Origin of the sequence: Sphingobacterium sp. WM, from assembly GCF_029542465.1 — a bacterium.
GTDB lineage: Bacteria > Bacteroidota > Bacteroidia > Sphingobacteriales > Sphingobacteriaceae > Sphingobacterium > Sphingobacterium cellulitidis.
Map to the genome: position 1 here is coordinate 1016037 of NZ_CP120709.1, position 17825 is coordinate 1033861.

Genomic DNA, 17825 nt, shown 5'->3' on the forward strand with positions numbered 1-17825 from the left:
GTAATATCTTATTTGTTAATATTTTAATAACATTTGGTTAATAGTCTAGTAAACCTCTGTAAATATTTTTGCCCCAATAAATTATTGACTTTATGAGAATATCTCTATTACTATTATTCAACTTAATCTGCTGTATTTCCTTTGCTCAAAACACAGTTTTGAAGGGAAAGATTATGGACAGCAATGATCATTTTTCGTTACCAGGAGCAACATTAAGAATTGCTGAAGGTAACAAATTCACCATTTCGGATGCAAATGGTAATTTTGAATTTTTAAACCTACCTGCAGGAACTTATACTCTTTCTGTAGATTATTTAGGCTACCAACATTATGAACAAAAAATCAATACAACCAATCAAGCCATTGAGATTTTACTAGAACCAGCAAGTAAAACGATTGACGAGGTGCAAGTCATTGGAGATATTGCAAAAGGACAGGCCAAAGCCCTGAATCAACAAAAAAACAACAGTAATATCAGTAATATCATTTCATCAGACCAAGTTGGTCGTTTCCCTGACCAAAATATTGGAGATGCCTTGAAACGTGTGCCCGGTATTACAATGCAAAATGACCAAGGTGAAGCCCGTAATATTATCGTTCGTGGTTTATCTCCTGAGTTAAACTCTGTTACATTGAATGGTGACCGGATTCCATCGGCAGAAGGTGACAATAGAAATGTACAGATGGATTTAATTCCTTCGGATATGATTTCTTCCATCGAAGTAAATAAAACCCTTACTCCTGATATGGATGCTGATGCAATCGGTGGTAGTGTCAATTTGATTACGCGTGCTGCCCCTAATAAACAAAGGATTTCAGCAACATTGGCGGGAGGCTATTCCCCAGTTCGTGAAAAAGCTATTTATAACGGATCATTAATCTACGGTAATCGCTTTTTAAATAATAAAATGGGTATTGTATTGAGTGGAACTATGCAAACCAATGATTTTGGCTCGAATAATATAGAGGCAGAATGGAAAGAGGATGCTGGAAAAGTATCCTTGAATAAAATGCAAATCCGTAAATATGATGTAACTCGTGTTCGTCGTAGTGTTTCTGCGGCATTAGATTATGATTTTAATGCTAGAAATAGAATCGCTTTGAATGCTATGTATAACTGGCGCGATGACCGTGAAAACCGTTTCGCAACAAAATACTCAAAATTTAAATTCGATGAAGCATCAAAGACCTATACCGCACAAGTTGAACGTGAAACTAAAGGTGGTATAGATAATGACCGTAATAAAGGTCGTCGTCTTGAACGTCAAACAGTCATGAATTTCTCCCTACAAGGGGAACACCTGATCTCTTCATTCTTGGATATGGACTGGTCTGCATCTTATTCTAGAGCTTCTGAATGGAGACCAAATGAAAGGTACATTGCTTATGAACAAGCAAAAACTCCTGTATCGGTAGATATCTCTGATCCTTATTTACCTTTTGTAAATCCTACAAGTGCCGATTTGAGCAAATTTGAATTTGGTAAAATAACTGAAAACGAAAATAATACTGATGAAGATGAAATCGGTGCTAAATTAAATTTCAGATTACCCCTATCAGTTATTGATGGTCAAAAAGGTAGATTACGCTTCGGTGGTCGTCTTCGCTTAAAAACGAAAGAAAGAAATAATAACTTCTTCGAATGTAAACCTTCAAAAGGCTTTAATGATATGTCAGCTTTGCCATTAGTAAATTGGAGCGCTAAAGGATGGGACCAAGGTGAAAGATATGCTGCAGGTACTTTTGTAGATAAAAACTACTTAGGTGGGTTAAATCTTCATGATAAATCTCAATTTACCGAAGAGTCTGATCCTTCAGAATTCCTTTCCGTAAACTACAATGCGAAAGAACATATCTACGCAGGATATATTCGTTGGGATCAAAATATTACTGAAAATACAGCCTTGATTTTAGGTGGTCGTGTGGAACATACCAGAATTGATTATACTGGTAATAATGTAGTTGATGAAAAAGAGTTGGAAGGACAGATTCGCAATAAAAACAACTACACCAACTTCCTTCCTAGTATTACTTTAAAACACAATTTTACGGATAACTTCGTTCTTCGTGCAGCTGTAACAACAAGCTTGGCAAGACCTAACTATTATGCCTTAGCTCCTTATGTAAATACTAAAATAGAAGATAAAGAGCTTTTAGCCGGAAATCCTAACTTGAAAGCTACCTACGCAACTAACTACGATGTAATGTTGGAGCATTACTTTAGAAATGTGGGTATTATTTCAGGAGGTGCCTTCTATAAAAACTTGAAAAACTTTATCTACATGTACAATGATAGACGTTTTACCTCAGAACGTTTTAAAGAAGCATTCCCAACATTAGATAACCCTATTCAGGCAGGTGAAGATTGGAACTTCTCGCAATTTAGAAACGGTGAAAAAGTAGATGTGTATGGATTAGAGGTTGCCTTCCAAAGACAGTTGGATTTTCTTCCTGGAAAATTTTTACAAGGATTGGCAATCTATACGAATTATACTTTTACCAAATCAAAAGCTAAAGGTATTTCAGGTGAAAAAGGTGTTTTACGTGAAGGATTGGGATTACCTAGAACGGCGCCGCACATGTTAAACGGATCTTTGTCTTGGGAAAATAATAAATTCTCCGCTCGCGTATCCGCGAACTATACAGCTGCTTACTTGGATGAAATCGGAAGTGATGCGTTTTCAGATGCTTACTATGATAAGCAATTCTTCCTTGATGCAAATGCGGCTTATAAAGTAACCAAGTCTATCCGCATTTTTGCTGAAGCCAACAACTTAACGAACCAACCATTACGATACTACCAAGGTGAAGTACAACGCATGCTTCAATTAGAATATTACAAGCCTCGTTATACGCTTGGTGTGAAATATGATTTATAATGGATAATCAAATGAAGAAACAAATTACATTACTAAGTTTTGCGGCAATCGTATTTGCCTCATGTGGAGATAAACTGGCTCCAGTAGCTGAAAATGCTTTGAAACCAACAGTAACAACTGAAGTTGTACCTAATGACACCGATGACCCTGCTATTTGGGTGAATCCAAATGATAGCAGCCAAGTCATCATTATCGGAACTGATAAACATGAAAAAACAGGCGGTTTGTATGCCTACGATATGGATGGTAAGATCATTAATAAGGTTGTTCCATTGGATAGACCCAATAATGTAGATATCGCATACGGATTCAACTTGGCTGGCAAAAAACAAGATATCGCTGTAGTTACTGAACGTGGTACAGATAAAATCAGAGTTTTTAGTCTTCCTGATTTGAAACCTCTAGATAATGGTGGTATCCCCGTTTTTGAAGGTGAAACGGAAAGATCTCCAATGGGTATTGCACTGTATACGCAATTGGACTCGACCGGAAATAAAATATACGCCATCGTAGGTAGAAAGATTGGACCTTCAGGTAAATACCTGTATCAATACGAACTTCAAGATAAAGATGGAGTAATTGTAGGAGCTAAGGTTCGTGAGTTTGGAAGTTTTCAAGGAGGAAAAGAGATTGAAGCCATTGCGGTTGATAATGAATTAGGCTATGTATATTATTCGGATGAAGGATTTGGAATCCATAAATACTATGCTGATCCAAGTAAAGGAAATGAGGAACTGGCGATTTTTGGTCAAAAGGATTTTAAAGGGGACCATGAAGGTATTGCTATTTATAAAACAACAGATAGTACTGGTTATATTGTAGCGTCTAACCAACAAAATAACTCTTTCAATATCTATCCTCGTGAAGGTGATGCTGGAAACCCGAATCAATACACTCGTATTGCCGAAGTGCCCGTATCAGCAATTGAATGTGATGGCGCTGATGCAATCTCAATGCCGATTGGTAGCAAATTCCCGAAAGGAATGTTAGTTGCTATGAGTAACGGAATGGTATTCCATTACTATAATTGGCAAGAATTTCAGGATATTATTGATGCTAAAAATTAGTAATTTTAATAAAAATGGAAGGCCACGATTATCGGGGCCTTCTTTTTTTGATCCTTATTTAGCTGTTAGCTAATGTTCTTAATGCCTTAAGTCAGTATGCTCGTAAAGGCCAGATTAAGTAAGTTTGGATGGTCGCTTTCATCAACCTCAACCCCTTCAATAGGCCTATTCAATAGTTCATTGTCAGTAATGATTTGATAGCCGGCGAAGTGCTCTTCAATATATTCCGAAATTATTTTCGCATTCAGGGGGAATTTTTCCTGAAATGATGAAAAATCTGTCTCCCACGTTTTTATATCAAGTATTCGTATCGTGTAAAATGGAATAATCGTACTGACAAGTATTGAGTAATATTTGTCTGGATTTCCTTGGATAAAAAAAGTATAATGAAGGCAAAAATGTCCCGCAGCAAAAGCGAAAATATATATTTCTGAATCCAACAACCTGCCTAGTTCCTGTTTGGTGTTAATGAGGTTTGCAGACTCTTGTTCATATTGTTCTTTTAGGACCTTTCTGTTATTTTGAAATTCTTTACTACTTAAATAGTCGGGACTCATAAAAGGAATGCCAAACGGATAATATTTTTTTATTTCGCTTAAAATCTCTCCATAGTTCATTAGCCACAATCTTAATAAATTCTTGATTTAATAAAATGCAATTTTGCATATATAGTATGCGTGATTTCATGATTGTATCAACCGTTTCTCCCAGCTAATTGACAATTCAGTTGAATTTAATAAATAATCTTTAAAATTAATGTTCGATTTTTTATGGGTTTTTGGATGAGGCTTGTTTAAAATATCAATTCAACATGAATTTTAATCTTACATTAATAATAAATATATGCTGTATATTGTATATATAAAGTATATTTACTGCAATTAAAATAAAGACTATGAGAAAGAATATCGACCTTGAAGATAGTGTCCTAACGAAAGTTAAAATTCTATCAGCTTTTGAAGGTATAAGTGTAAAGCATCTATTAGAAAAAGCAGTTTCCTTTTATGTGGAATATAAAGAGCATGAGCGTTTTAAGATGTTGACGGAGGAAGAAAAAGAAGATTTAGGCTTGTTATTGCTAATGCAACAATCAGATAGAAATGATACTTCGACTCGTGAAGAGGTAATGGATATTTTAGACTAATGGAAATAATTTTTTTGCGATCATTTGTCAATGATATTAAAAAAATCAATGACAAATCTATTAAGTCAAAGATCAAAGAATTTATCATTCAGGTAGAAAAGGCTAAGACTTTAACTGAAATTCCTGATATTGTTAAAATGAAAGGATTCTCCACTGCCTATCGATTTCGCATTGGCGAATATCGTTTAGGTTTTTTTAAATATGAAAATACTATTGAATTAGCTCGATTTGTCAAAAGAAACGATATTTATAAGGTATTTCCATAATTCTAAATATTGCTTGTTATAAATTAGAGTCAAGTTAATAGATAATACTTTTTTTGACCTTTTCGATTCTCCTTTATTACATGGTTTAATTTCACATTTGAACGAAAAGGCCAAAAAATATTTCTATACTTAGTTGTTTCTAACGCACCTTACATTCGCAGCTCTCCTATCATTAAATTCACTTACGCCCATAAATAGGTTGAAATCCCATTCTCCGCCTCGGTATCTTGTGACGATAAATTGGGAGGTATCATTCGTTCTGAAATAACCTACATCTCCATAAACTATTGGAAAGGGTGGGAGATTGGAGTTTCCACTTTGATAATTGAAATCTACCAATGCCCGATCTTTATTCCGGTGTCCTGCTGCAACAAAAGTTAAATGCCTATTTGGATAGCGAGGCTCTCCCATTCCAGCAACATTTTCAAAATGCATATACCAACCAGCATTTCCCGGTTGGGAGAACCTTCTCCTATCAGCATAATTAGTTGAACCTACCAATAATGTAGCTTCTATAACGGTAGGGAGCCGCCATGTTTTTTCCGGATAGACTAATTGGCAAGGATCCCAATTACTAGGATTGCCCTGTGGTTGTTGGGGTGGTCTTGTGTCAAAATAATCCCGCTCCAAAAAATTGTTCATTCCCCCGTTGATGTTCTTTATCAGAACATTATTGTACTGAATCCTGTATTTGTTGCGGTCTACATTTGGATTGTAAGTTAAATTGCCCCGTGCCCAATATGTTCCTGAGTACCCTACTGCTGATTCTCTTAATCTCATTTTTATGTTGTATTGTTTTCCAGAAGCGATATTAAATGGAGCATAAAATAAAGGGGTGACCGATTCTATAGTGTTGAATTGACGGTCAACAGGAATTTCTGTGGTGGGATTATCTGGATTTATCATTTGGCTCGTTAAAGTAATATACCTGATAACCGCAACAAAATTCATAGGGCTGCTAGATGGGACTGTTAGAAATTGTTTATACTTCACCCAACCTGTCGGAATGGTATCAGAGATTACGTTATCCCAATTTGTCAGTCTAAAATCAGGAGGTATACTAGTGGAGGTAAAAGACCCATTTACCACATGAAATATACCATCTCTTAAACCTCGAGTTTGCGAAGTGATAAAATCCATCACCAATTCCTTAATGCTGGTGAATGCCCCGCGTGCGTCAATTTCGTATCGAATTGCACTTACCATCCTTTTAAATGTTATGTTGATGCGGTTTTCAGCATTACCATCATCCGATGTACGAATCAACCCGCTCGCGTACAATAGGTCAGTGCCGGCGGTCGTAGAAGTTGCTTTAATGGCTAGAGTGGGATTCGCTGGATCTAAAGTAGGAATCTCCGTGGAATTGTTGAATGAATAGGCAATCCATCGATATTGTTTATTCCGATAAACCGGAAGCGAAAGATTGCTTGCTGCATTGGATTCACCTTGAGCCTCAAAATCAGTGGTATTGCCTTGTGCATCAGTGTTAAATAATAATACCCGAAACCTGGTGTTGTTAGCTAAACGAGTCGTCGTCACTGCTTTCGTTGGAACTCGTTTCGCCTTTTCTTCTATAAAAAGATCATATTCCAATCCATCAATTGCACCTGCATTCTTTTGATAATAATTAAACGTAGTATCGCTATTAGAATGACTTCCTTTGGTAATAATATCCTCGGAATCGGAATTTTCATCCAAGCCATTAATGCCAAAAATTAATCCCTTATCGGAAGGTAAATCTTCTATAGGTCGCTTACAGTTGCTGAATAAGGTCATGCAAATGAAGCCTATCAGAAAAGAAAGGTTGTATCTAGTTTTCATAATCATAAATATTTTTTTGCCAGATCTTTAAAAATCTATGTTGTGGGTATAATCACTCTCGTCCTCCCAATTTTCCACTTCTGGTCGCTGATCTCCAGGCCCCGCTGTTCGAATGTTGCTAGAGGTTATCAGGATATCAAATTCTAAATTAATCCTATGCAGAGTTACCTTGGGAGCCATATATGGTCTTCGGAAAGAAGTTGAAGTGGGACCCTTCAATCGCTGAATTTCCCAATCTAAAATATTGTGTTTGGCCTTCATATATTAATTGGTTTATTGATCTATTTTATTGATTGTTTATCAGTAATCAACCCCTTGTATTTCCTTAATAAAGTGATTTTTAACTAACGATATCAAAATTAGGTAATAATTGTAACCCTTGAAATAAATTATATAATAATAACACAAACTTTAACTTAAATTCCTAAATAAGGCGGTTGAATCAGCTAAAACAATCTTTAAAATTTAATTTGATTAATTTATTGTTAAAATATTGCCTTGAATAGGGAAGATGAATGTAACAAGAATGTTGTAAAATTGGTCGACTGTATTTGATATTCAGGGGTTTATTAAAAAAACCTGACCGTTGCAGGTAGAAATTAATAGTTGGAGAAGGTCTTAACCATAAAAAAGGAGCCGAAAACTTAAGTTTTCGGCTCCTTTTTTATGGTTATTATAGAGGTATTAAATCGAATTTTCTTTTTATTAATTCAGTTTTGATATCTATACTCCGGAGGCTAATTTCATTAAGAGTGCAGTTAGCCAACCTGCATATGTACCGATAGCGTAACTAAAGACGGATAAGATCACTCCTACAGAAATAAGGGATGGATGAAAAGCTGCAGACATGACCGAGGCTGATGCCACCCCACCAACATTGGCCATACTACCAACGGATAGATAGAAAAATGGAACCTTAAATATCTTCGCAACAATAATCAATAATATAGCATGGAAACTGATCCATAAAAATCCTACTATAAATAAACCAGGATTTCCTAGTATGGCCATAATATCCATCTGCATTCCAATGGTCGTGATCAGAACGTAAAGTAATACCGTTCCAATTTTGGAAGCCCCAGCGAATTCCAATTTTTTGGCAGGTGTAAAGGATAAAGCAATCCCAAAAACAGTAGCAAAAAATACCAGCCAAAAAAAGGTGTTCGTTAAGGAGAATTTCTCAGTCTCTGGATAATGTGTTGCCATAAAGTTGGCAACTGGTTCAGAAAGTAAAGTCGCCAATCCAGTTCCACCAAAGGCCAAAGCAATCATAATCATATAATCCTTGGTTTCTGGGATCTTGCTGTTGACTTTCACGCGTTCATCCATTTTTGCTTTCAGATGCTCCACATCTTGGGAATCGGCCTTGAAAAATTTATCAACGACCTTATATTTACTCGCTCCATACAATAAAATGGCCATCCAGATATAAGCGACAAAGACATCCACGGCAATGATGGAAGAAAAAAGTGCCGGAGATGGCTGTAAAATTTCTTTTAAAGCGACCTGATTAGCACTTCCCCCGATCCATGACCCTGCTAAAGCTCCTAGCCCTCGCCAAACTTCATCAGGACCTGTTCCTCCAACAACTTCAGGGGCAACCAGTGATGTTAGGTAAACCGCCAAGGGTCCGCCTAACAGAATCCCCACCGTACCTGTAATAAACATTAATCCTGCACGTTTGCGTAATGCCCACATTTCCTTGAGGTCAAGATTGATCACAAAAAGTATCAAACATGCCGGTAAGAAATATCGACTCCCAATTGTAGTTAGGGGAGAATTTGCCCCATCAATGATATTAAATGAATTTAATAATCCCGGCAGAAAATAGCAGAGTAATAATGGTGGAATTACATTGTAAAAACCTTTTACATATTTATTGGATAAACTAGAGGTATAGAATACTAAACCTAAGATAGTCATTAATAGGCCAAAAACAACAGTTGTGTTTTGTATCAATGCTGTGGCTTCTGTCTCGGTTATTTGCATAAAATTGTAATAATTGTTATTTTGCTGTGAAAATAGCTATTTTTTCAGTTATTTATTGAAATAATCATATTATCAACATTATTAAATCAATCTGAATCCTTCAAAAATAAATCGAATGGACCGAAGAAATTTTATTAAAAATAGTGGTATTGTCCTTGGTGCCACTTCATTAGACCTATCAAATACAAACCTAAACTTCAAGAAAAAAATAAAAGTCGGATTAGTAGGTTGTGGTGGACGTGGAACTGGTGCGGCATTTCAAGCATTAACTGCAGATCCAGATGTGGAAATCGTAGCCTTAGCTGATATTTTTTCCCCACAATTGGAAACTGCCCTCGCTTCCTTGCAAGAAGCGCATAAGGACCGCGTAAATGTACCGGAAAACAAGAAATTTATTGGTTTTGATGCCTATAAAAAACTGATGGCAACCGATGTTGATGTCGTATTATTGGCTACACCGCCTTGCTTTAGACCGGATCATTTGGCAGAAGCCGTGAAAAAAGGAAAACATATTTTCTGTGAAAAACCAATGGCTGTCGATATTCCAGGCGTACATAAAGTGCGTGAAGCCGTAAAGTTAGCAAAAGATAAAAAGTTAAATATTGTTTCAGGCTATTGCTTTAGATATTCAACCCCTAACCGCGAATTAGCAAAACTAATTCATTCCGGAACTATCGGGGATATTTACTCCATCAGTACTTTTAGACTGGGTGGTGAATTAACTGAAAAACCTAAACAAGCAGATTGGACTGATCTTAAATATCAATTATATAATTGGTTCTACTACCAACGCTATTCTGGCGATATTATCGTAGAACAGACCGTTCATAGTATTGATTTTATGAACTGGATCTTAAACCGTGGCTTGCCGAAAACGGTATCCGGAACTGGTGGTAGACAAAGTCGACCTTGGGATAAATACGGAAATGTTTTTGATCACTTCGCAATTGAATTTGACTATGGTGATGGAATGAAAGGTTTCCACTTTGGTAGACAACAAAACGGTACGCAACCTAGAAATTCCGTGGAAGCATTAGGGACGAAAGGTAACTTCAATGTAAGCTTATTAAGTTCTTACCAAATCAATGGTGCGAACCCATGGAAGTTTGAAGGGAAAATGAACAATATGTACCAAACCCAACATGATGAACTTTTTGCCGCAGTGAAGAATAAGCAAGTCATCAATGATGGTGATTTCATGGCTGATTCTACCTTAATGGCAATCTGGGCTCGTGAAGCTGCTTATTCAGGAAGCATTATCTCCTTGGATGAAATCGAAAACTCAACCAAAACCTATGGTCCGAGTGCCGATGAGTATAATTGGGAAATGGCAATTGATACAGCTAGAATCCCTAGACCAGGTTTAGCTAATTCATAATTGAAGAAAGGAATTTTGGAAAAAATTAAAATTTTAGTGGTTGGTTGTGGCAATATGGGGGCTTCTCATGCCAAAGCCTATCACGATATGGAAGCGTTTGAAATTGTGGGTTTAGTTTCCCGTGGTGATTCCAAACTGAAATTAAATGAAAAATTAGGGGCTGATTACCCCTTGTATGAAGATTACGAACAAGCATTGGAGCAAAGTAAGCCTGATGCCGTATGCATATCCACCTATCCGGATACACATGAAGATTATGCCATCAAAGCTTTCCAAGCTAATGCGCATGTTTTTATCGAAAAACCATTGGCTGATACCGTCATTGGTGCTCAAAAAGTAGTCGATGCCGCAAATGCCGTTGGCAAAAAGTTAGTGGTGGGCTATATCCTGAGACATCACCCTTCCTGGATCAAATTTATTGAAATTGGCAAAACCATGGGCCATCCCTTGGTTATGCGGATGAATTTAAATCAACAGAGTCAGGGCTATATGTGGGATGTGCATCGTAACTTGATGAAAAGTTTAAGCCCAATCGTAGATTGTGGGGTGCATTATATTGATGTCATGTGCCAAATGACCAACGCCAATCCGGTATCGGTGAGTGCTATTGGAGCTCGATTGACCGATGATATTCCTCAGGATAATTATAATTACGGGCAGTTGCAGATTCGCTTTGATGATGGAAGTGTTGGTTGGTATGAAGCGGGCTGGGGCCCTATGATTAGTGATACGGCATTCTTTATCAAGGATGTCATCGGACCAAAAGGTTGTGTTTCCATTGTAGCTAAAGAAGCTGGAAAAGCAGGGAATTCAGACTCCGTGGAGTCGCACACCAAAACAGAATCCTTAAAAGTTCATTATGCCGATATCAACACAAAAAATGAATTTATAAAAGCTGATGAATGGATCGATTTGACCGATGAGCCTGATCATCAGGAACTATGTAATCGGGAGCAAAGCTTTTTCCTGAAAGCTATTCAAGAGGATCTGAACTTGGATAAATCCATGCAGGATGCAATCAATAGTTTGCAGATTGCCATTGCTTGTGATGAGTCAGTAAAAACTGGAGGGATAGTAAAATTATAACATGCGAAAATATCTAGTATTGTTAGCAGCTACGGTGTTTAGTCTGTCGCTATTTGCGCAGTCTAAGAAGCCGAATATTGTATTAATCCTTGCAGATGATCTTGGTTATGGAGACCTCAGTGTCTATGGGCAAGAAAAATTTAGTACCCCAAATATTGATGCCTTAGCTAAAAAGGGGATGTTATTTACTGATTTTTATGCGGGTGCTCCGGTATGTGCGCCTTCAAGATCAGCTTTAATGACAGGTAAACATACAGGCCATACTTATATCCGTGGGAATAAGGAGATTGTCCCAGAAGGACAGGAGCCTTTAGCCCAGGATATTGAGACCTTTGCCCTGTCCTTACAAAAAGCAGGCTATTTGACTGCTGCTTTTGGTAAATGGGGATTAGGAATGGTTGGAACCACAGGTGATCCTTTGCGAAAAGGATTTGATGAATTCTATGGGTACAACTGTCAACGTCAATCGCATCGGTATTATCCTACACATCTCTGGGAAAATGAACAACGCATTGACCTGAAAGGGAATGAGGACCTGATGAAAACGACCACCTATGCGCCTGATCTTATTCATAAAAAGTCTTTGACCTTTATTCATAATAATCGGGATGCTGCCCTTTTTATATTTATTCCAACGGTATTACCACATGCGGAATTGATCGTTCCAGAGGATGAAATCTTTGCGAAGTTTGATGGTAAATTTGAGGAAAAACCCTATCAGGGGAGTCCTTATGGTCCTAATGCAGGACCAGGATATACCACCCAAGCTAAGCCAAGAGCAACCTTTGCTGCCATGGTAACTCGCATGGATGAGCAAGTTGGTGAGGTGGTTTCAGCCTTGGAGGAAGAAGGAATTCTAGATAATACCATCATCATTATTACTAGTGATAATGGTTCACACCGCGAAGGTGGAGCTGACCCTGATTTCTTTAAAAGCTCAGGGCCTTTCCGAGGAAATAAAAGAGATGTCTACGAAGGTGGTGTTCGTACGCCATTTATCGTACATTGGCCAGCAAAAGTAAAAGCGAATTCTACTTCAGACCATATCGGTGCTTTCTGGGATATCGCTCCAACCTTGTTGGAAATTGCACAAGCTAAACCTTTAAAGAAAACCGATGGAATCAGTTTTCTTCCAACACTTCTTGGTAAAAAAGGACAAAAGGAACATGACTATTTATATTGGGAATTTCATGAGCAAGGCGGAAAACAAGGACTGAGAATAGGGGATTACAAAGCAATCCGCTTGAATGCCAAAGGGAATCCGAATGCTGAAATTGCCATTTATCATCTTCCTACGGATATTGCGGAACAAAATAATATCGCGGATAAACATCCGGAATTAGTGGAAAAAGCAAAAAAAATCATGGCTGAAGCCAGAACAGAAAGTGAGATTTTTCCCTTTCAATAAAATTATTAGAACATAAAAAAGCGGGATACCTGACCAGGTATCCCGCTTTTTTATATCAACCCATTCCATTAAGGAATATTTAAGTATTTATGAGTTTGTAAGGATATTTCCCATCTTGGATTATCCTTTACGTAGTCAATAATCAATGGAGTCATTTCAGCTGCTTTTGACCATTCTGGCTGCAAATAAAGTTTACAGTTCGCATTAACAAACTTAGCATGATCTTCTGCCCATTGGAAATCGCTTTTATTGAAAACAATAACTTTCAATTCACCAGCAGCACTCAAGACATCTTCTCTGGGGCCTTTGAATTTTTTGGGAGACAAACAGATCCAATCCCAATATCCTGTCAAAGGATAGGCGCCTGAAGTTTCCAAAAAGATCTTGATTCCGGCTTCCTTTAATTTTTGAGTCAGGTAAGTCAGATTATATAATAAAGGCTCACCACCCGTTATTACCACGGTTTTAGCAGGATGTTGCAAGGCATGTTCAACAATCACATCTGCTGAAGTCAAAGGATGTAATTCAGCATCCCAGCTTTCCTTAACATCACACCAATGGCAACCCACATCACATCCCCCTAATCGAATAAAATATGCTGCTTTTCCGGTGTGGTATCCTTCCCCCTGTATCGTGTAGAATTCTTCCATTAAAGGAAGAAATGTGCCGTCCTCTGGAACTTGATTTGACATGTCTCTGAATTTGAGTTGCAAAATTAGCAAAAAATCAAGATAAATGGAATTGTGATTACAAGCACTTGACAGAATCATGAGAAAAGCGTTGGTAAAAAACGGTCTTTCATATTCGTATCAGGTAGGCTTGAAATATGGTTCAAAATCCTAGTTTTATCGGACCTTCTCCGGACTTTCTTCGGACCTTTGGCGGATCTTGGTCGAAAAAATTCGAACAAGGTCCGGAGGAGTTGAGGCCAATGTCCAACCCAAATCAGATAGTGGGATGAAATTGATCCGAATATTTCCCTATTTAGGATATAAATAATCTGCTAGGTTAATTTCTGCTTTGTGTTGATTTCAATAAAAAGATGAAAATCAATTGTGAAATCACTGTAAATAAACTTTTTTGCAGGAAACTTCATTTCGAATTGATTGAAAATTTCCGTATTTTTGTCTTGCATTTATTCAGGTGACCTTTATCAAGCAATATAATTGTACATATTGGAAGGGTCACAATTTTATACAAACAATAAATCATGTTGTAAATGATTAATATTACATTACCTGACGGTTCAGTACGTCAGTATGAAAAGGGTACAACTGCTATGCAGGTTGCCCAATCAATTTCCGAAGGATTAGCTAGAAATGTATTAGCGGCAGAGGTGAATGCTGAGGTTTGGGATTCTTCAAGACCTATTGAAGAAGACTCTTCGGTTAAATTGTTAACCTGGAATGATGATAAAGGTAAATCTACTTTTTGGCATTCATCAGCACACTTATTAGCAGAAGCTTTAGAAGCGCTTTATCCAGGTGTTAAGTTTGGGATTGGTCCAGCAATTGAAACTGGGTTCTATTATGATGTAGATTTCGGTGACCGTGAGTTCTCCTCGGATGATTTTAAACAAATCGAGGACAAGATGTTGGAATTGGCGAAGCAAAAAGAGGTTTTTGAACGTAAAGCGGTTTCAAAAGCGGATGCATTAGCTTATTTCGAGGACAAAGGCGATGAATACAAGCTGGATTTGATCAAGGATCTAGAGGATGGAAAGATTACTTTTTATTCTCAGGGTAACTTTACAGACCTGTGTCGTGGACCACATATCCCGAATACAGGATTTATCAAAGCTATTAAATTGACCAATGTGGCAGGTGCTTATTGGCGTGGTGATGAATCACGTAAGCAACTGACTCGTATTTATGGTGTTACTTTTCCAAAAGCTTCAGAATTAACTGAATACTTGAAGTTTATTGAAGAAGCAAAGAAACGTGACCACCGTAAATTGGGTAAGGAATTGGAGTTATTTGCCTTCTCTGAAAAAGTAGGGATGGGATTACCATTGTGGTTACCAAAAGGTACTGCCTTGAGACAAAAACTTCAGGACTTTTTACAAAAAGCGCAGATCAAAGCAGGCTATGAGCCTGTAATAACTCCGCATATTGGTCATAAACAACTTTATATCACTTCTGGCCATTACGAAAAGTATGGTGCGGATTCGTTTCAAGCGATTAAGACTCCGGTTGATGGTGAAGAGTTCTTATTAAAACCAATGAACTGTCCACATCACTGTGAGATTTACAAGACTAAACCTCGCTCTTACAAGGAGTTACCGGTTCGTTTTGCAGAGTTTGGAACTGTTTATCGTTATGAGCAATCTGGTGAGTTACATGGATTAACTCGTGTAAGAGGGTTTACTCAAGATGATGCGCACTTATTCTGTCGTCCTGATCAGGTGAAAGAAGAGTTCAAGAAAGTAATTGATTTAGTTCTTTATGTATTTGGTGCTTTAGGGTTTAATGAGTTTATTGCTCAGATATCCTTACGTGACCCGGATAACAAAACTAAATATATCGGTTCTGATGAGAACTGGGCATTAGCTGAGGCAGCGATTATTGAATCCACTGCTGAAAAGGGATTGCCTACTGTTGTGGAATATGGTGAGGCGGCGTTTTATGGTCCTAAGTTAGACTTCATGGTGAAGGATGCTTTAGGAAGGAAATGGCAACTAGGAACAATCCAGGTTGACTACAATCTTCCGGAGCGTTTTGAGTTGGAGTACACCGGTAGTGACAATATGAAACATCGTCCAGTCATGATTCACCGGGCACCGTTTGGATCCTTGGAGCGTTTTGTTGCAGTATTGATCGAGCATTGTGGGGGTCAGTTTCCGTTATGGCTTGCTCCTGAGCAGTTTATCATCCTGCCAGTGTCAGAAAAATATGAAGAATATGCTCAAAAACTTTTGGAATCGCTAAATAATTCCGATATTCGCGGTCTGATTGACTTGCGTGACGAGAAAGTTGGGCGTAAGATCCGTGATGCGGAGGTGAAGAAAATGCCTTACATGTTGATTGTAGGGGAGAAGGAGATGGAAAGCGGAACAATCTCAGTTCGTAAACATGGTGGGGTTGATTTAGGTTCAATCACAGCAGAGGAATTTAAAGATTTATTAATAAAAGAAATAACTGTTTAATTAAAGAAACATTTGGCAAAAAGTAACAATTTCGGCCCTAGAGGCCCGATTAGGAAAAAAGAACCCGAACATCGTATCAATGAACATATCCGTGTTCCAGAAGTGCGGTTGGTTGGTGACAATGTAGAACAAGGGGTGTATCCAACAAGACAAGCCTTGGCACTAGCTGATGAGCTTGAGTTGGATTTGGTTGAAATTTCTCCTAATGCTACGCCACCTGTTTGTAAGATTATTGATTACAGTAAATTCGTTTACGAACAAAAGAAAAAGCAAAAGGAAATCAAAGCGAATGCGAAGCAAACGGTCATTAAAGAGATTCGTTTCGGACCGAATACCAGCGAGCATGACTTCGAATTTAAGTTGAAACACGCGATGCGTTTCTTGGAGAGTGGGGAGAAAGTTCGTGCCTACGTACATTTTAAAGGTCGTGCAATCGTGTTTAAGGAACAAGGTGAAATCTTGTTGTTACGTTTTGCGCAAGCCCTTGAGGATTATGGTAAGGTAGAATTGTTGCCGAAGTTAGAAGGAAAACGTATGTTCCTGACTTTGGCGCCAAAAGCTAGCCCCAAAAAATAAGGAGTATCTAACAGATTGAAATAAATTATATAAGTATTATGCCAAAAGTTAAAACCAATTCCAGCGCGAAAAAACGCTTTAAATTGACTGGAACAGGTAAAATAGCAAGAAAAAACGCTTTCAAAAGCCACATCTTGACTAAGAAAACGACTAAACAAAAACGTAACTTAACTACTACTAGTTATGTTAATGACGCTGATATGGGCAACGTTAAACGTATGCTTGCTATCGGTAAATAAGTTTAGAAAAACATTTTATAACAATATTTTTTTAACCGGGTATTGGGTTGTAAGATTGCTGAAAAACGTAACACCTTTTACCAAATTAAATTTTAAAAATTATGCCACGTTCGGTTAACGCAGTTGCTTCTAGAAGAAGAAGAAAAAGAATCCTTAAATTAGCTAAAGGCTATTACGGATCTCGTAGCAAAGTATATACTATTGCTAAAAATACAGTAGAAAAAGGTTTACAGTACGCTTACCGCGACCGTAAAACCAAAAAACGCGAGTTTAGAGCTTTATGGATTCAACGTATCAACGCTGGAGCTCGTCAACACGGAATTTCTTATTCTCAGTTGATTGGTAAATTAAACGCTAAAAACATCGGCCTAAACCGTAAGGTATTAGCTGACTTAGCTTTAAACAATCCAGATGCTTTCAAAGCAGTTGTAGACGCAGTAAAATAAGTTTAAACCGCATCATTTTGTTAGATATTCAAAGCCATTCCTTTTAGGGATGGCTTTTGTTGTTTATATGATTCTTTATTGGGAGGATTCCAAACCTAATTCATCTCCCTTTTCCAAACTGACCTTCTTCAATTCCAGGAGACTTGTTAATAGGACTACCAATGTTAATGCGATCAGGAATATAATTATCTCTTTTTGTATTGATAATTTTAACCTATTGATATATATGCCAAAGATAACTCCGGATACCGCACCTAAACTGAAACTCCTTTTCGTGGATTTTATTTCAATGTTATTCACATGTTTACACTTAGGACAGGTAATTGATTTTTTGTTGAAAATTATTTTTAGAACCAGATTGCTGGATAAATCTTTATCGCA

Annotated in this window: 16 protein-coding genes; 11 read left to right on the top strand and 5 right to left on the bottom strand. The window is 37.5% G+C overall.

Annotation, left to right across the window (positions count from 1 at the left end; translation table 11 throughout):
• The first annotated feature begins 92 nt into the window (after positions 1 to 92).
• A complete protein-coding gene (locus tag PZ892_RS04365) occupies positions 93 to 2879 on the top strand; it encodes a TonB-dependent receptor (protein ID WP_277712154.1) in 2787 nt (928 codons plus the stop codon).
• A gap of 11 nt (positions 2880 to 2890) precedes the next feature.
• Positions 2891 to 3946 carry a phytase gene (locus PZ892_RS04370; protein ID WP_277712155.1) on the top strand — a complete coding sequence of 352 codons (1056 nt, stop codon included), beginning with the start codon at positions 2891 to 2893 and terminating at the stop codon, positions 3944 to 3946.
• 86 nt (positions 3947 to 4032) lie between these two features.
• Here the strand turns inward: PZ892_RS04370 and PZ892_RS04375 are convergent, their stop codons facing one another.
• A complete protein-coding gene (locus tag PZ892_RS04375) occupies positions 4033 to 4563 on the bottom strand; it encodes a hypothetical protein (protein WP_277712156.1) in 531 nt (176 codons plus the stop codon).
• Between the two features lie 278 nt (positions 4564 to 4841).
• On the opposite strand from PZ892_RS04375, the gene PZ892_RS04380 reads away from it, so the two are divergent.
• Both PZ892_RS04380 and PZ892_RS04385 read left to right on the top strand, forming a co-directional pair.
• The gene (locus PZ892_RS04380; RefSeq protein WP_182499353.1) at positions 4842 to 5090 is read left to right on the top strand and encodes a hypothetical protein; all 249 of its coding nucleotides are present in this window, start codon (positions 4842 to 4844) and stop codon (positions 5088 to 5090) included.
• Entirely contained in the window at positions 5090 to 5356 is a 267-nt protein-coding gene (locus PZ892_RS04385; protein WP_182499354.1) for a plasmid stabilization protein, read from the top strand. Before PZ892_RS04380 ends, PZ892_RS04385 begins: the two co-directional genes overlap by 1 nt.
• Before the next feature lie 129 nt (positions 5357 to 5485).
• Here the strand turns inward: PZ892_RS04385 and PZ892_RS04390 are convergent, their stop codons facing one another.
• The 3 genes from PZ892_RS04390 to PZ892_RS04400 all read right to left on the bottom strand — a co-directional run bounded on the left by PZ892_RS04390 (position 5486) and on the right by PZ892_RS04400 (position 9166).
• Positions 5486 to 7177, bottom strand: a complete 1692-nt coding sequence (locus PZ892_RS04390) for a fimbrillin family protein (protein WP_277712157.1) — start codon at positions 7175 to 7177, stop codon at positions 5486 to 5488.
• Positions 7178 to 7204: 27 nt separating this feature from the next.
• Entirely contained in the window at positions 7205 to 7438 is a 234-nt protein-coding gene (locus PZ892_RS04395; protein WP_277712158.1) for a hypothetical protein, read from the bottom strand.
• A gap of 462 nt (positions 7439 to 7900) precedes the next feature.
• Positions 7901 to 9166, bottom strand: coding sequence for a DUF819 family protein (locus tag PZ892_RS04400; protein ID WP_277712160.1), 1266 nt, complete (start codon positions 9164 to 9166; stop codon positions 7901 to 7903).
• Between the two features lie 115 nt (positions 9167 to 9281).
• Between PZ892_RS04400 and PZ892_RS04405 the strand changes: the two genes are divergently transcribed.
• Genes PZ892_RS04405 through PZ892_RS04415 form a run of 3 tightly spaced genes read left to right on the top strand, consistent with a single transcriptional unit; the run spans position 9282 to position 13038 of the window.
• Positions 9282 to 10544, top strand: a complete 1263-nt coding sequence (locus PZ892_RS04405) for a Gfo/Idh/MocA family oxidoreductase (protein ID WP_182499358.1) — start codon at positions 9282 to 9284, stop codon at positions 10542 to 10544.
• Between the two features lie 15 nt (positions 10545 to 10559).
• Complete coding sequence (locus PZ892_RS04410; protein ID WP_277712161.1) at positions 10560 to 11630, top strand: Gfo/Idh/MocA family oxidoreductase; 1071 nt, start codon at positions 10560 to 10562, stop codon at positions 11628 to 11630.
• 1 nt (position 11631) lies between these two features.
• Complete coding sequence (locus PZ892_RS04415) at positions 11632 to 13038, top strand: arylsulfatase (RefSeq protein WP_277712162.1); 1407 nt, start codon at positions 11632 to 11634, stop codon at positions 13036 to 13038.
• 68 nt (positions 13039 to 13106) lie between these two features.
• On the opposite strand, the gene PZ892_RS04420 is transcribed toward PZ892_RS04415, so the two are convergent.
• Complete coding sequence (locus PZ892_RS04420; protein WP_094280870.1) at positions 13107 to 13730, bottom strand: 7-carboxy-7-deazaguanine synthase QueE; 624 nt, start codon at positions 13728 to 13730, stop codon at positions 13107 to 13109.
• Between the two features lie 527 nt (positions 13731 to 14257).
• Between PZ892_RS04420 and thrS the strand changes: the two genes are divergently transcribed.
• From thrS to rplT, 4 genes are all read left to right on the top strand, one after another.
• A complete protein-coding gene (gene thrS / locus PZ892_RS04425) occupies positions 14258 to 16183 on the top strand; it encodes a threonine--tRNA ligase (protein ID WP_182499361.1) in 1926 nt (641 codons plus the stop codon).
• Between the two features lie 12 nt (positions 16184 to 16195).
• Positions 16196 to 16759 carry a translation initiation factor IF-3 gene (gene infC, locus PZ892_RS04430; protein WP_220476805.1) on the top strand — a complete coding sequence of 188 codons (564 nt, stop codon included), beginning with the start codon at positions 16196 to 16198 and terminating at the stop codon, positions 16757 to 16759.
• Between the two features lie 38 nt (positions 16760 to 16797).
• The gene (gene rpmI, locus PZ892_RS04435) at positions 16798 to 16998 is read left to right on the top strand and encodes a 50S ribosomal protein L35 (protein WP_094255093.1); all 201 of its coding nucleotides are present in this window, start codon (positions 16798 to 16800) and stop codon (positions 16996 to 16998) included.
• A gap of 101 nt (positions 16999 to 17099) precedes the next feature.
• On the top strand, positions 17100 to 17444 hold the full coding sequence (gene rplT / locus PZ892_RS04440) for a 50S ribosomal protein L20 (RefSeq protein ID WP_093098929.1): 345 nt from the start codon (positions 17100 to 17102) through the stop codon (positions 17442 to 17444).
• Positions 17445 to 17825: the final 381 nt, after the last annotated feature.

What these genes read in the sequence shown, in the direction of transcription:
- PZ892_RS04365 (WP_277712154.1), top strand. Translation starts at nt 93, where the DNA reads ATGAGAATATCTCTATTACTATTATTCAACTTAATCTGCTGTATTTCC.
- PZ892_RS04370 (WP_277712155.1), top strand. Translation starts at nt 2,891, where the DNA reads ATGAAGAAACAAATTACATTACTAAGTTTTGCGGCAATCGTATTTGCC.
- PZ892_RS04375 (WP_277712156.1), bottom strand. Translation starts at nt 4,563, where the DNA reads ATGAACTATGGAGAGATTTTAAGCGAAATAAAAAAATATTATCCGTTT.
- PZ892_RS04380 (WP_182499353.1), top strand. Translation starts at nt 4,842, where the DNA reads ATGAGAAAGAATATCGACCTTGAAGATAGTGTCCTAACGAAAGTTAAA.
- PZ892_RS04385 (WP_182499354.1), top strand. Translation starts at nt 5,090, where the DNA reads ATGGAAATAATTTTTTTGCGATCATTTGTCAATGATATTAAAAAAATC.
- PZ892_RS04390 (WP_277712157.1), bottom strand. Translation starts at nt 7,177, where the DNA reads ATGAAAACTAGATACAACCTTTCTTTTCTGATAGGCTTCATTTGCATG.
- PZ892_RS04395 (WP_277712158.1), bottom strand. Translation starts at nt 7,438, where the DNA reads ATGAAGGCCAAACACAATATTTTAGATTGGGAAATTCAGCGATTGAAG.
- PZ892_RS04400 (WP_277712160.1), bottom strand. Translation starts at nt 9,166, where the DNA reads ATGCAAATAACCGAGACAGAAGCCACAGCATTGATACAAAACACAACT.
- PZ892_RS04405 (WP_182499358.1), top strand. Translation starts at nt 9,282, where the DNA reads ATGGACCGAAGAAATTTTATTAAAAATAGTGGTATTGTCCTTGGTGCC.
- PZ892_RS04415 (WP_277712162.1), top strand. Translation starts at nt 11,632, where the DNA reads ATGCGAAAATATCTAGTATTGTTAGCAGCTACGGTGTTTAGTCTGTCG.
- PZ892_RS04420 (WP_094280870.1), bottom strand. Translation starts at nt 13,730, where the DNA reads ATGTCAAATCAAGTTCCAGAGGACGGCACATTTCTTCCTTTAATGGAA.
- thrS (WP_182499361.1), top strand. Translation starts at nt 14,258, where the DNA reads ATGATTAATATTACATTACCTGACGGTTCAGTACGTCAGTATGAAAAG.
- rpmI (WP_094255093.1), top strand. Translation starts at nt 16,798, where the DNA reads ATGCCAAAAGTTAAAACCAATTCCAGCGCGAAAAAACGCTTTAAATTG.
- rplT (WP_093098929.1), top strand. Translation starts at nt 17,100, where the DNA reads ATGCCACGTTCGGTTAACGCAGTTGCTTCTAGAAGAAGAAGAAAAAGA.